The 14,654-nt window shown below is 65.4% G+C and carries 6 protein-coding genes; 2 read left to right on the forward strand and 4 right to left on the reverse strand.

The window, feature by feature from the left end; translation table 11 throughout:
- Positions 1-32: 32 nt before the first annotated feature.
- From pbpC to F455_RS0110685, 3 genes are all read right to left on the reverse strand, one after another.
- Positions 33-2,405, reverse strand: coding sequence for a penicillin-binding protein 1C (gene pbpC, locus F455_RS0110675; protein ID WP_018973276.1), 2,373 nt, complete (start codon positions 2,403-2,405; stop codon positions 33-35).
- Between the two features lie 37 nt (positions 2,406-2,442).
- Positions 2,443-8,478: an MG2 domain-containing protein gene (locus F455_RS0110680; RefSeq protein WP_018973277.1), complete on the reverse strand. Its 6,036-nt coding sequence runs from the start codon at positions 8,476-8,478 to the stop codon at positions 2,443-2,445.
- A 202-nt stretch (positions 8,479-8,680) separates the two neighbouring features.
- Positions 8,681-9,964, reverse strand: coding sequence for a trans-sulfuration enzyme family protein (locus F455_RS0110685; protein ID WP_018973278.1), 1,284 nt, complete (start codon positions 9,962-9,964; stop codon positions 8,681-8,683).
- Positions 9,965-10,396: 432 nt separating this feature from the next.
- On the opposite strand from F455_RS0110685, the gene F455_RS0110690 reads away from it, so the two are divergent.
- Both F455_RS0110690 and F455_RS0110695 read left to right on the forward strand, forming a co-directional pair.
- Entirely contained in the window at positions 10,397-10,948 is a 552-nt protein-coding gene (locus F455_RS0110690) for an ECF-type sigma factor (protein ID WP_018973279.1), read from the forward strand.
- Positions 10,949-10,966: 18 nt separating this feature from the next.
- Positions 10,967-13,729, forward strand: a complete 2,763-nt coding sequence (locus tag F455_RS0110695; RefSeq protein ID WP_018973280.1) for a serine/threonine-protein kinase — start codon at positions 10,967-10,969, stop codon at positions 13,727-13,729.
- On the opposite strand, the gene galU is transcribed toward F455_RS0110695, so the two are convergent.
- On the reverse strand, positions 13,701-14,600 hold the full coding sequence (gene galU / locus F455_RS0110700) for a UTP--glucose-1-phosphate uridylyltransferase GalU (protein ID WP_018973281.1): 900 nt from the start codon (positions 14,598-14,600) through the stop codon (positions 13,701-13,703). The genes F455_RS0110695 and galU overlap by 29 nt on opposite strands.
- Positions 14,601-14,654: the final 54 nt, after the last annotated feature.

Below are 14,654 nucleotides of genomic sequence, written 5' to 3' on the forward strand. Positions count from 1 at the left end.
CGAAGATGAAGCGAGCGTCGGGCTGCATCGATTCACTGCACCACATCGATGCGCAGTCGCCGCAAATCGGCACGGCCGCGATCGTCGACCGCACGCAGAGTGTACTCGCCCGCCGCGATCGGCTGCCAGAATAGGGACTCGCCCGGTTTCGCCGTGCCGACGAAATCCTCGTCGACGAACCAGTACAACTCGCGCGCGTTGGCGTCGACAGTCGCGTTGAACGCGACACGTTCCTCACCTTCGCGGCTCGCGCGTCGCGTGTAGGTGGCGCCACGCACGGGCGAGGTGATCTGCGGCGCCTGGCCGTCGTCGGCCGCGGCCGTGCAGTCGGGAATCGTCGGCGGCACGCGCCGCGGCACACCGGCCTGGCGGAACACCTTGGCCAGATCGGTCGGCCAGAACTCGAATACTTCGGCGCGTGTCGTTGCCGGATCGTAGGGCGGGCACGCCGCCTGCCCCGTTGCCGCGTCGATGACCACGGGCCGATGCACCGTGCTGACCCGGATCGGCGACTTGCCCGGGATGAACCAGGTCATGCCGCGCTGCGGGCACCAAGCGTTCGGCAGGTCGCCGCTGGCGAGACAAATTTCCACGCGCTTGAGATTCTTCGGCATCGCATGCGGCGGCTCGTGCATCTGTGCATCGCGCGCACGCAAGGCGTCGACGATGTGGAAGAACAACGGCGCCGCAGTCTCGACGCCGACGAAGGCCGGATTGCCGCTGCCGTCGAAATTGCCGACCCAGACGACAAGCACGTACGGCCCGACGATGCCCGCGGTCCACGCATCGCGGAAACCCCACGAGGTGCCGGTCTTCCAGTACACCGGCAGTCCACCGGGCTGCGAGATCAGCGTGTCGTCCGGGCGCGGATTCTGGCGCAGCATGTCGAGCACCATGAAGCTCGCCTCCTCGCTGAGCATGCGCACGCCTTGTGCGCGCGGTTCTTCGACGCGGCGACGCAGCGGCTGCAGCGAGCCGCGGTTGGCGAGCATCGCGTAGAGCCGCGCGAGCTCCTCCATCGTCACCTCGCCGCCGCCGAGCACCAGCGCGAGGCCGTAGAAATCCTCGTCGGCCATGCGACTGACGCCGGCATCCTTGAGGAACTGGTAGAAGTCGGGATTCTTCAGCTTCGATGCCACGTAGACTGCGGGGATATTGCGGCTGCGTACCAGCGCCTCGGTCGCGGTGACGGGGCCGAGGAAGCGCCCGTCGAAATTCTCCGGCGCGAACGGACCGAACGCGGTCGGCACGTCGCGTAGTACGGTCTGCGGGTGCAGCACGCCCTGGTCGAAACCGAGGCCGTAGATGAAGGGTTTGAGTGCCGAACCCGGCGAACGCTTGGCCAGCGCGCCATTGACCTGTCCCGCAATCGCCTTGTCGAAATAGTCGGCCGAGCCGACCAGGGCCTTGATGCCGAGATCGCGCGTGTCGACCAGCAGCGCGACCGCATTGCGCACGCCACGATCACCGAGATGCTCGACGTGATTCTTCAGTTGGCGTTCGAGCACGTGCTGCAAATCCAGATCGAGGGTCGTGTTCAATACCGGCGCGGTCGTGCCCGTGAGACGTGCATCGGCGAGTGCTTCCTCGACGAAATGCGGCGCGGCGAACGGCAGGTTTTCGGGCGAACGTAGGCGCAACGGCATTTGCATCAACGCCGCCGCGACCTTGTCTTGCGGATGCGCAGCCAGCCATCGCGCAAACAGACGTGCGCGCGCGGCGGCAAGGCGGGAGTTGATGAGGTCGTTGTCCGCGCCCCCGCCCGTCTCGGGCACCGTCGCGCGCCGGCTCGGATCCTGCGGTATCACCGCGAGGGTCAGCGCCTCAGGCAGTGACACCGTCGCCACCGGCTTGTCGAAATAGATCAGGCTCGCCGCGCCGGCACCTTCGATATTGCGTCCGTACGGCGCGTAATTGAGATAGGCCTCGAGGATCGAGTCCTTCGAATAGCACAGCTCCAGCTCGACTGCGCGCAGCACCTGGCGCAGCTTGCCGCCCGGCGTGCGCGTGTTGAGCCGGTAGACTAGGCGCGCGAGCTGCATCGTCAGCGTCGAACCGCCTTGGCGATTGCCGCCGCGCACATAGGTCGTCCATGCGCCGCGCATCAAGCTGACCGGATTGAAACCGGGATGCCAGCGGAACCAAGCGTCCTCGTGCAGCATCACGCCCTGCACGAGCGCCGGCGGCATCTGCGCGAGCGGCACCCACTGCCGATAGCGATCGTCGCTGGCCAGGGTCAGGCGCAGCAGGCGGCCGTGGTCGTCGTACACCGCCGTGGAACTCGGCGCGAGCTGCGACAATGGCGCGTGCGGCCAGAGGCGGACGCCGACCAGCACGAGCACGAGCAGCAGAGCGGCCATCAGCCAGTTCTGCCAACGCTTGATAAATGCGATCACGATGTTCACTGCTCGCAATTCCGGCAACGATTGCCGGAATGACGGCTTACTTTTTCTTCACTTCGATCTTCGTCCCCAGCGACCGCGCCTGCACCGTACGATCGTACATCGACTCGCCATACGCGGGCGGGACGACAAAGCTGCCGGCGTTGGTGGCGCGGATGCGGTAGATGAATTCGGAGACGCTGCGCGTGGCGGTACCGTAGATCACGACGCGATCGTCGCGCACGTCGGCATAGCTGAGGTTCCAGCTCGATCCGGGCAGGCCGATCGGCGAACGCCATGGCGGCGGCGGCCTGGGCGCATTGTTGGCGTTGTCTGCATTCGCGTCGTCAGCCGGCGCCGGCGGCGGTTGCTGCACGGCTTCGAAGCCGCCCGGCATCAAGTCGACGATGGCGACACTGCCGATGCTGTCGGCTTCGGTCGCGCGAATCTTGAGATGCACGTCGATTTCTTGGCCGAGCGTCGCAGAGCTGATCGCCTTGCCGTCGGTGTCGGTGAATTCGCGCACGATCTCGAGCCCGTTCTTCAATTCGCTGGTCGGTGGGGCGCGATCGAAGCCGGCCTGGGTCACCGCGTACCAGGCATGCAGATCGACGGCGTTGTCGACGCGCAGTGCGGTCGCGGCGGCGTCGAACGCGCCGCGCACGAGCACGCCGGCGCTCGCGTCGAGCGGCTTGGCCGTGCCGTCCTTAAGCACCTCGCTCAGGCTGAGCTTGCCGTCGCCAGTGCGCGCACCATAGGCGTCGAGCGCGAGAATGGTCTGCGCCGACGACAGCGTGTTGAACCAGCCACGCTGAATCGGCCGGACGAGGTTCGCCAGCGCCGACTGCGGCAACGCGCGCGCGCGCTCGGGGAAGTGTTTCGCCAGCAGGTACAGCGTGCTCGCGTCGCGGAACAGCGTGTCGTACCAGCGCTCGAAGCGGTAGGCGTTCTCGATCGTCGCGCGCGTCAGCCCGGTCTGCAGCGGCGCGATCAGGCGATCGGCTTCCTTGTCCTGCTTGAGCAACTTGAGCGAGGCGGCGAGATAGCCAGCGACCAGATTCTGATGCCAGTCGTTGCCCTCGAAGAACGCGTCCTTCGGCGTGTTGCGCGCGGCGCCGGCGGCTTGCGTGCCGTAGTTGTCGTCGAGGCGCTTGGTCACCGCGGCGATATAGTTCGTCGTCACCGTGCCCTGGCGCGTGAGCAGATAGATCGCGAAGGCGCGCTCGCGCAGGCCAGCGAGCGAGCCGTCGCTCTCGTCGGCGGCGAGCTGGGACAGATAGCGATTGCCGGCATCGATCAGATCGCCCGGCACGCGCTGGCCGCGTTCTTTCGCCTCGATCAGGAACTGCATCGCGTAGACCGAGACGAAGCGTTCGGACACCGGCGTCGATGCCCACAGGCCGAAGCCGCCTTCGCTGTTCTGGCGCGTGTGCAGCACGGCGTAGAGGCCCTGCAGCTTGTCCGCTCCCGCCTTGTCGTCGAGTTTCCTGCCCTTGTCCGCCTTGAGCGCACCGTATTCGGGATGCGCGGCGAACACCAGCGCCGGCACGCCCTGGCTGACGAGTTGCTCCGTGCAGCGGTGCTGGAAATCGTCCAGATACGCCGACAGGCCCTGGGCGAGCACAAGCGGTGTATACGATGCGGCAATTTCCCTTTTGGCAAAATTGTCGTAGATGTTGCGCAGCGGCTTGACCTCGGCCGTGCCCTTATCCATGTCGCCGACAGCCACGTCGGTGCGGTAAGCCGCCGCCGGGCGCACGGAAACCTCGCTGCCGATCTTGGCCGACTTGTCGGCGTAGCTCGCGCGGAAGTCGAGCTTGGCCGGGCCGAGCGCATCCTTCGCGCGCAGCTTGTAGACGACCACGCCTTCTTTCGTTTCGCCGAGGTTGATCGTTTGCTCCGCCGCACCGACGACTTCGATGCCTGCCGATGGCGCGAAGGCGAGCTTGACCGGAACTTCCTTGCCGCCGAGGCCGGTCAGATTGTTGGCGACACCGACGCTGACCTCGAACTCGTCGCCCGGCGCGACCATGTTCGGCAGGTTCGGCGACAGGACGAAGTCGCCGCGCACGGTCGTTGTGTTCTGCACGATGCCGATCTTGTCCGCGCGCACGGCCACCGCCATCACGCGCAGCTTGCCGTTGAAATCCTCGGGCACGGTCCAGGTGAATTCGCGGTTGTCCTTGATGTCGACGATGCCCGACCACCAGGCGACCGGCTCCTGGCGCTTCTTCTTGAACGGATTCAGATGGCGCGCGAGCAATTCGTCCGCGTCGCCGCCCGGTGCCGCCATGCCAACGAGCTTGGAAAACTCGGGCAATATCAAATCCAGGATCTGGCTGGTCTTCACGTCGAGCATGCGCTTGCGGAAGAAGAAATCGAGCGGATCGCCGAGCTTGTAGCGCGCGACCTGGAGAATGCCTTCGTCGACGGCGAACACGGCGATGCGCGCCGACTGCGCGACGCTGGCCTTCATGCGCAACGTGTCGCCCGGCTTGACCAGGCTCGGCACGTCGATCTTCGTTACATCGCGTCGCGCGTCGCGATTCACCGAAAACGGCACGACGCCATAGCTCAGCGGCGACATGAAGATCTCATCCGAAGACGGATCGCGCACGAACTGCACGTTGACGTAGCCGTTGCCTTCGAAATCCTTGGGCACGGTGATCTTCTGCACCGAACCCGAGGTCGCCGCCTTGAACCACTGGTGCGCGTAGACCTTGTCGCGCTCGATCGTGATCAAGCCGTTGCCCGCATACGGAGCACGGATCGCGATCTCGACTTCCTCGCCCGGCGCGTAGTCGTGCTTGCTCAGCGCGAGTTGCAGTTCGGCGTTGCGCTCGAGCGAACGCGTCAGGTTCGCCTCGCCGGCGACACTGTAGTCGACGCGGTTGAGTTCCTCGCCGCGCGCGTTGCGCACGACGAGAGCGAAGCTGCCCGGCTTGTCCGTCGGCAGGGCGAAATCGTTGCCGGTCGCTGCGATCGCGAGCGGCACTTCGGACACCGTGGTGTCCTTGGCCTTGGACTCGTATTTGTAGACGCCCGAATCCTGCTTGGTCAGGATCGAGACGTAGCGGCGCTCGATGATCGCGGCTTTGAGATCGCCGACGGCGATCTTCTTCGCGCTGGGGTCGATTGCAATCAGGTTGACGCTGCGCTTGGCATCGCGCGTGACGAAATCGAGCGCGCCATCGGTCTTGGCGCCGACCAGGTAGTCGAGCGCCGACACGAGCTGGCTGGCCTGCGCGGCGACGTTGCGCCCACCCTCGGCCTCGTAGCCCTTGGCGAAGAAACGCAGCATGTAGGTCGCATTCGCGTACTTGGAAAGATCGAGCGGGAACTCGGCCTCGCCCTTGTCGTCGGTGGTACGTTCGCCGAGCGGATCGGAATAGCCGTCCTTGGCGCGCTGCGGATCGAAGAAGCGGTGGTCGGGATAGGCGCGGAAGCTCGGGATCGACGGCGTCAGCGTCAGTGTCGCCTCGACGCGGCGGTTCTGCGCCGGCGTGCCGAACAGGTTCTGCAGCGAGAACAGCGCTTTCAGGCCGTCCGGCTTCACCCAGCCGTCGGGTGAGCTCGCCGACAAATGCGCCTCGGCCTTCATGCGGTCGGGCAGGAATTCCTTGATCTGCACGCCGACCGAGCCGATCTGCTTGTCGGCCTCGCCGTCCTTGGCGATGTAGACGTTCACGTTCCATGTGCCGGTAGGCGCGCTTTCCTGGGTCGTGTAGTCGACGCCGAGGAAACCGGCCGTCTCGACGCGCAGTTTGCGCGTGTCGACCACCGCGCCGCGCGCGTCCGTAATCTCGGCGATCAGCGGAATGCCGTCGAGCGGCTTGCTCCAATCGGCCGCGCGCACGATCACACCGACGTGGAACGTGTCGCCCGGGCGATAGATGCCGCGGTCGGAGAAAAGATAAGCGCTCAGCCGTCCTGCATTCTTCGCATTGCGTTCGCCGCCGATGTCGAAGCGCGAGAAATCGAGTGAGCGATCGCGCTCGCCGAGCGGCAGGAAAGAAAGATCGTCGCCCTTGCGCACGACGAACATCGCCGGCGTCTTCTCGCGCTTCATCGCGTCGAGCGGATCGAAGTGCACATGGCCGCCGGCATCGGTCGTATGCGTGACCAGCGTCTGCCCATTCTTGCCGACCACGTCGACGTTCGCGGCGGCCACCGCGGCTCCGTTCGCGATCGACTGCACGTAGACGTCGTAGCTGCCGTCGAGCGATTTCTTCGTGATCATGCCGAGGTCGGTGACCACGATCAGACGCGAGTCCTCCGGCATGTCGCCCTCGACCCGATCGGTGCCGGCAGCCTCGCCTTCCGCATAGCTCGCCTCGCCCTCGCCTTCCTGATCGGCACCCGCTTCGGGCTCGTCCGCATTCGCATCCGGCTCGGCCTTCTTCTCGTCCGGCTTCAGCACGCCGAGCTTGAGCAGGAACACGCCGTGCTTCGCGTTGGCGCCGCTGCCGAAATACTTGCCCAGATCGACGCCTTCGAAATGCGCCTTGGCCGGATCGCCTTCGCCGAACGGCAGCTTCTGCACGAAGCGCTCGGTGATCTGATCGGCATTGAGCGAATAGAGCTGCGGCTTGGCGTAGCTGCCCTGATTGAAACTCACCAGATGCTGCAGCTGATCCGGCAGAACGCGCCCCACCTCCAACTGCATTCCGGGCATATTGCGCGCGACCACGGCTACGCGCTTTTCCCCCGACAGGCTCAGCAGCGCGCCGTCGGCCATGAAGCGCAGCATGCGCGGATATTCGGGCACCGGCACGATGTTCGTCACCAGATTACCAAGCACGTAGCCGCCGAACGACTTCAGCCCTTTGTCCACTTTTACATAAATATACCGCCCCGGGTCGGCGCGATACTTGAAGCTTGCGAGCTCCGCGTAGTCGTGCTCGGTCGGAATCGGCGCCAGGTCCAGTTTCTGTGCGGCCTTGAGTACCTCTCCGCCGACTTCGTCCTGGCTCCACGCATATGCCGCCTCGCCGCGCTCGACCTCGGGCGTTTTCGGGTTGTACTTCGGCAACAGCCAGGCGTGGACCGCCTTGGCAACGTCGCGTTCGCTCACCGCCTGCGAGGCATTGACCACGAGTACTTGCTCGGGCTCGAACTTGGCGTTGTCGACCAGGGTCGCCTCGACCCCGTCGATCTGCAGGCTATACAAGCCAGGGACCGCGACCGTACCGCTCAGCGCCTTGTCCGTCGCCGGCCCGCCACGCGCGGCACGTACGCCGGCAGCGACCGTCCACGCCAGCGAGGCGTCATCGGTTGGAATCGTCAGCGGTTCGGAGTGGATGAAGGCGTTGACCTTGCGTTCGTCGTAGGTCACGCTGAATTTCTTCGGGGTCGATGACAGCTTCGCGCCGGACAGGGCCAACGCAACCGCCTTTTCGAAGCTCGCCGGATCGACCGGATGGCTGAAGCGCGCATGGATGACGGCCTTCTTCGCCGTTGCGTCCTGCGGATCCTGATAGAACTCGCCCTGGACGATGCTGGCCTTGAACGCTGCGCTGGAAAAATCCAGGCGGTCCTTGTCGACCTTGACGTGCTCGGCAAATGCGGTCCTGGGATCGAAGCTGACATCGAACTTCTGCCCGACCGGCCAGTCGTCCTTCGGCAGGAAATTGAGCTCGCGGTCGTTCAGCCAGGTCCATGCGCCGGGCAGTTCCGGCTGCATCGCGATGCCGGACGTCGGCGACTTGCCGACCAGGGCCAGCGGCGCGACCGACTTGTTGAAGACAACGTGCAACGGATGCACGATCAGCTTGCGCGCCTCGTCGTCATACCCGGTCAGTACCGGCGCCTGCACGCTGAACGTCGCCGGCACCTCGGCCACGGGCCGCGGCCGATCGCGCCAAGCGCGGTAGCCGAACAGTCCCCCCAGACCGAGCGCAACCAGCGCAACGAGAATGCCTGCCGACCGCGCTGGCCGCGTCCGCACGACGCCGCCGAGGCGGTCCCATCCCGACGCGATCGCGCGCGCCCATGGCGGTGCATCCCAGCCGATGTTGCCGAAGAAGAACGACAGCACTGCGCCAACCAGCCGCAGCAGCATCAGCGGCAAGTTCCAGATGAAATTCAACAGCCCCATGATCCCTTCGTCCTTTCGTGTCTCGTGCGCAAGCGCGCGGGATGCGTAGCGTCAAAATGGACGCAATTCCATCACAAAACAGATCAACCCAGACATGATTCTACGAGCTACTCCACCGCATCCATAGCATCGCCTGGGCGCATGGCAAATTGGTGGCGGCTTGTGGCCGCAATCGAACCTTTCCGCGACGATGCGATTGCAGTCACACGGTCGCCAGAGCCTGGCGCAAATCGGCGATCAGCACGGCGGGCTCTTCGAGTCCGATCGACAGGCGCACGTAGTTGAGCCCGGCGCCGCCGCCCGGTGGCGTCAGCGGCGCGTCGGCCGGATAGACCGCACAGACCGGAAATTGCAATGACTCGTAGCCGCCCCACGACACGGTCATCAAGAAATACTGTAACGCGTTGCAGAAACGTTCGACCCCGGCGACGTCCGCCGCGCGCAGCACGACGGTCAGCAACCCGCTCGCACCGCGCATCTGCGTCGTGGTCAGGGCGAACTGCGGATTCGTCGCAGCGTGCGGGTAGTACACTTTTTCAACCTTTTCGTGCGCCTGCAGGAACGCGAGCACTTCGCGCGTCGTCCGCGCAATGCGTTCCATGCGCACCGACAGCGTGCGCAGGCCGCGGATCATCAGCCAGGCGTCGTGCGGCGACATCACCGCGCCGCAAACCATGTAAGTCTTCTTGAACACCTCGCGGATGATCGCCTCGCTCGCGCACAGCGCGCCGGCGACGACGTCGCTGTGGCCGTTCAAGTACTTCGTCGCCGAATGCGCGACCATGTCGATGCCGAGCGCGAGTGGTGACTGGTTGAGCGGCGTCGCATAACTGTTGTCGCACAGCGTGCGGATGCCATGTGCCTTCGCGAGCTTCGCGACCGCGGCCAGGTCTTGCTGCTCGTAGGTCATCGAGTTCGGGCTTTCGAGTACGATCAGCTTCGTCTGCGGCGTGATCGCGGCGGCGAAATTCGCCGTATCGGTACCGTCGACGAAGCTCGTCGTCACGTCGAAACGGCCGAGCAGGTCGCGCAGCACGGCGCGCGTCCAAGAATACGGCCGCGCGACGCAGATCACATGATCGCCTGCGTTCACGCTCGCGATCGCGGCTGCCGAGATCGCACCCGCGCCGCTGGAAAACATCAGGCAATCCTCGGCGCCCTCGAGTGCGGCGACTTTCTTGCGCAGCACTTCGACCGTCGGGTTGTTGCCGCGCGTGTAGGTCGTGCGCCGGAACTCGTCGCGGAAACCCTCGCGGAATGCATCCACGGTCGGAAACGCGAAGATCGAACTCTGGTAGATCGGCGGCGACACGGCGCCGCGATGTGCCGCGCGGTCCTCACCGAGGTGGTTGAGGATATAGCTCAGGTCCATGGCTTCAAGCTTGCCTGCAAGGAAAGTTGCCGAAGCATAAGGCAAACTCCCGCAGCCGCGCGCCCACAGAGCGAGCGTGGCGACGATCACCGTCGCCACGCCGCCGGCCTGCACTCGACGATTCTGCGCCGGGCGACACGATGACGTCGCTGGACGCCACCGTACCGCCCGACGCAGCCCCTGCGTCGAGAACCGCGAGTGGACCCGGCACCGCGTCCCCTGTTCCACACGCCGTGCCGTGCCCGAAGCGGACCTTCAAATCCCCCTATCGCGCAAATGCCGTCCGCCACCGCATTCGCCGCGCCCCATACAGCAGACGAAATTCAGGCCACCGTTAGGCCATATAAGCCCGCTTTCCCCGCCGGATCGCCATGAAATTCCCCTGTTCACTTATAACAAGCGCAAAACTGCGGAGTCACCTATCACGCCGGAGAAAATATTTTTATGGGCCCGCCGAAGCCCGGGCGACAGCTGCCGGGGCGGTCTTTTTGCAATGCCCGTACGCTTCCCGCATCATCTCGGCAACAGAAATCAGGATCCGGCGCTTTGAATTCCGACATCACCGTGCGCCTCGCCGCCTGGCGCGGGGGCGACCTTGCCGCGCTGGAACCCGTCATGCCCGAACTGTACGACCTGCTGCGGCAGATCGCCGTGCAACGCCTGCGCGGCGAAGCAAGTTCGGTCACGCTCGATCCCACCGATCTCGTCCACGAGGCGATGACGCGCCTGCTCGGCGCGGGCAAGACGTTCGCCAACCGCGCCCATTTCCTCGCGGTCAGCGCGCTGTACATGCGCTCCATACTCGTCGATCGCGCGCGCGCGATCCTCGCCGGGCGGCGGCCCGAGGCGCACGCGACGATCACGCTAGGCAGCGCGGTCGAGGTCCCCGACGATCTCGGCGCCATGGATGTGGTCGTGCTCGACGAGGCGCTGCGCAAGCTCGAAGCGCTGGAACCGCGTGCAGCCGCGGCGATGGAGTTCGCCGCGTTCGCCGGCATGGAACGCGAGGAGATCGCGCAGACCCTCGGCGTCTCGGTGCCGACGATCGACCGCGATCTGCGCTTCGCCCGCGCCTTCGTCAACCGCGCGTTGGCATAGCCACCAGCCGACCCGGTAATGAGCGAACTGCGCCGTCTGTTCGACCTCGTCTGCGATCTGCCGGCTCCGCAGCGGCGTGATGCGCTGCACGCCGCGGGCGCCAATGCCGCGACGATCGCCGAAGTGCTCGCTTTGCTCGATGCCGACGCGGCCACGCGCACGCGCGGGCGCACCGGCGTGAGCGCGATGATCGCGCAATTCGGCACGACCGAACTGCATGCCGGCGACGTGCTCGGCGCCTGGCGCCTCGTACGCGAGATCGGCCACGGCGGCATGGGCGCGGTCTATCTCGCCGACCGCGCCGACGGACATTTCAACCAGCAGGCCGCGGTCAAGCTGATCCGCGGCTTAGGCGACGCCGACGCGGCCGCGCGTTTCGCGCGCGAGCGGCAATTGCTCGCCAGCCTGCAGCATCCGCAGATCGCGCGCCTGCTCGACGGTGGCGCCACGCCCGGAGGCGCGCCCTACCTGGTCATGGAGTATGTCGAGGGCCGTGCGCTTGACCAGTGGTGCGCCGAGGCGAAGCCGGGCCTCGATGCGCGCCTGCGCGTGTTCGTGTCGATCTGTCGAACGTTGCAATTCGCCCACCAGCGTCTGATCGTGCATTGCGATTTGAAGCCGTCGAACGTGCTCGTGCGCGAGGACGGCGTGCCGGTGTTGCTCGACTTCGGTATTGCTCGAGCGCTCGATCGCAGCGAGGAGAGCGCGGGCGCGCGCCAATTTCTCACCCCGCGTTATGCCAGCCCGGAACAAGTACGCGGCGAGGCGCCGACGATCGAGTCCGACGTGTACGCACTCGGTGCGTTACTGTACGAGCTGGCCAGCGGACAGGCGCCGCCGCGCCGTGAAGACGGCACGAACGCGACGACGCTGCCCGCGCCAAGTACGACAGCGGCACAGGACCTGCCGTGGCGCCGACGTCTCGGCGGCGACATCGACGCGATCGTCGCACGCGCATGCGCATTCGATTCGGCGCGGCGCTACGCCTCGGCGCTCGCGCTCGCCGAAGACGTCGAGCGCATCGCCACACATCGTCCGGTGCTGGCGCGCAAGCCGACCTTTGCCTATGTCGGCGCACGCTTCGCGCGACGGCACTGGCCGGCGTTCGCAGCAGGCGCACTCGTGCTCGCACTCGCCGCAGGCTTCACCTGGCGCACCGTCGTCGCGGAAAAGGAAGCACGCCGGCAGGCGACGATCGCGGAGCGCACGGCCGACTTCCTCGTTTCAGTCTTTGCAGCCTCGGATACCGGCCACAACGATTCCGCACGCCACGACCTGACCGCACGCGAGGTGCTGGACACGGGTGCCGAGCGCATCCGCGAGGAACTCGCGGACGATCCGGCCACGCGCGCACGCCTGCTTGAAGCGATCGGCAACGCCTATCGGCACATGAACCTCTACGACAAGGCCGCGCCGTTGCTGCGCGAAGCCGCCGGTATCAATCTCGACCCGACTGTGAACCAGCCGCTCGAAGCGGCGCGCAATCTCGAAGAGTTGACCAACACACTGACCAACGGCAATTTCCCGGCCGAGGATGCGCTGCGCACGGCGCGCGAATCGCTGCAACTGCGCCAGAAAACGTTCGCGCCGGAGTCGGAGGAAATCGCCAATTCGCTCATGGTGCTGTCGCTCGCACTCGACAAGGCGGGCCGCTTCGACGAAGCGATGGAGGTTGGCAAGGCGACGCTGGCGATCAACGAAAAACTCGATGCGCCGACCGCCAAAGTGAAGGAGGCGGTCTTCAATCTCGGCATGATCGCGAAGAACCGCGGCGACTACGCGCAAGCGTGGCAGTATTTCGAACGCAGGCTGGACATCGACAAGAAGCAGGGCCGCACGCATACCGCAGGCCATGCCAACCTGCTCAACAACTATGCCCAGGCCCTCGACCGCGGCGGCAAACCGGAGCCAGCGATCGAAATGATTAAGCAGGCGATCGCGGTCGACAGCGAAATCTTTTCGGCCGAAAGCAGTTCCGTCGCCAACGACCAGCGCGAACTTGCGCGCATGCTGATCGGCATGGGTCGCTACCCCGAAGCCATGGCACCGCTCGACAGTTCATTGGCGACGAACGCCAAGGTGCACGGCGCGAAGAGCACCGAATACGCCAGCATTCTGTTCCAGGTGAGCAATCTCAACAGCAGCATCGGACGCTATGCGGCCGCGATCGATGCAATGCGCACGGTCTACGATCTGCGCCGCGAGCGCATGGGCGCGGACGACCTGCGCACGACGCGGGCCGGCGACACATTGGGCGCGCTGATCGTCGAGAACGGAAACGCGAGCGAGGAAGCCCGCTCGCTGCTCGATGCCGCGATCGCGACTTACACGAAATCCAGCCCCGACAGCGTCGATTTGCCGTACCCGCGACTGGCGCTGGCGCACTGGCATTTTCTGCGCGGCGATACCGGCACGGCATCCGCCTTGCTCGATCAGGTCGAAGCGCCCAGCGCCAAGAGCAACTATTCGGTTCGCGCACACGCCGCGGAGCTGCGTGCGCAGATCGCGGCGAAGCAAGGCAAGATCGACGCAGCGGTACGCGAATACGAGCGCGCCTTTCACCTCATGCGCGACAAACTCGGCGCGAACAACCCCCAGTCCGCGCGCTACGGCCTGCTCTACGCGCGCAGCCTGCGTTCGCTCGGACGCAACGACGAGGCCGCTGCGCTCGAAAAGGAACTGCAACCGATCTTTGAGACCGCGTTTCCGGCCGACTCGGTGTTCCGCCGCGAAGCCCTTTCCGCGGATTCGCTCAACCGGCCAAGCCCGACTCGCGGATGAACTCCTTGGTCGCCGCGGCGAGCTTGGGATCCTGCATCGCCATGTGCAATGTCGCCTGCACAAGGCCAAGCTTGTTGCCGCAGTCGAAGCGCGTGCCTTCGAAGCGGTAGGCGAGCACGGAGCGCTCGCGGAGCAGCGCATCGATCGCATCGGTGAGCTGGATTTCGCCGCCAGCACCCGGCTCGGTTTTTTCAAGCAATTCGAAAATGCGCGGCGGCAGCACGTAGCGGCCGACGATGGCGAGGTTCGATGGCGCGACGTCGGGCTTTGGTTTCTCGACGACGAGATTGATTTTGGCGGCGCGCTCGTTGATCGCGGTCGCATCGACGATGCCGTACTTGTCGGTCTGGTCGCGCGGCACTTCCTCCACGGCGATCACGCCGGCGCCGTTCTCGCGCATCGACAGCTCGGACATCTGGCGCAGGCAACTCTTGCCGGCCGATCCATTTGAATACGTTGAGATCAGGTCGTCGGCGAGGATCACGCCGAACGGTTCATCGCCGACTACCTGCTTGGCGCAGAGCACCGCGTGGCCGAGGCCGAGCGCTTCGGGCTGAGTCACGAAAATGCAGCGTACGTTTTTCGGCAGCGTGCCCTGGACGAGCGCGAGCAGCTCCTTCTTGCCGGATTGGCTGAGCTTGGACTCGAGCTCGTAAGCCTTGTCGAAGTAGTCGGCAATCGCATGCTTGTAGCGGTTGGTGACGAAGATCAGCGTGTCCGCGCCGGCGTCGACCGCCTCGTCGACCGCATACTGGATCAGTGGCCGGTCGAGCACGGGCAGCATTTCCTTGGCGACCGTCTTCGTCGCGGGCAGGAAACGCGTGCCGAGGCCGGCCACGGGGAACACCACTTTGCGCATCGTTTTCGCCATTGTCACTCCTCAAGCAAAAGCATTGGCCACGGATCGCACGGATAAACACCTATC

The organism is Rudaea cellulosilytica DSM 22992 (genome assembly GCF_000378125.1).
GTDB classification, from domain to species: domain Bacteria; phylum Pseudomonadota; class Gammaproteobacteria; order Xanthomonadales; family Rhodanobacteraceae; genus Rudaea; species Rudaea cellulosilytica.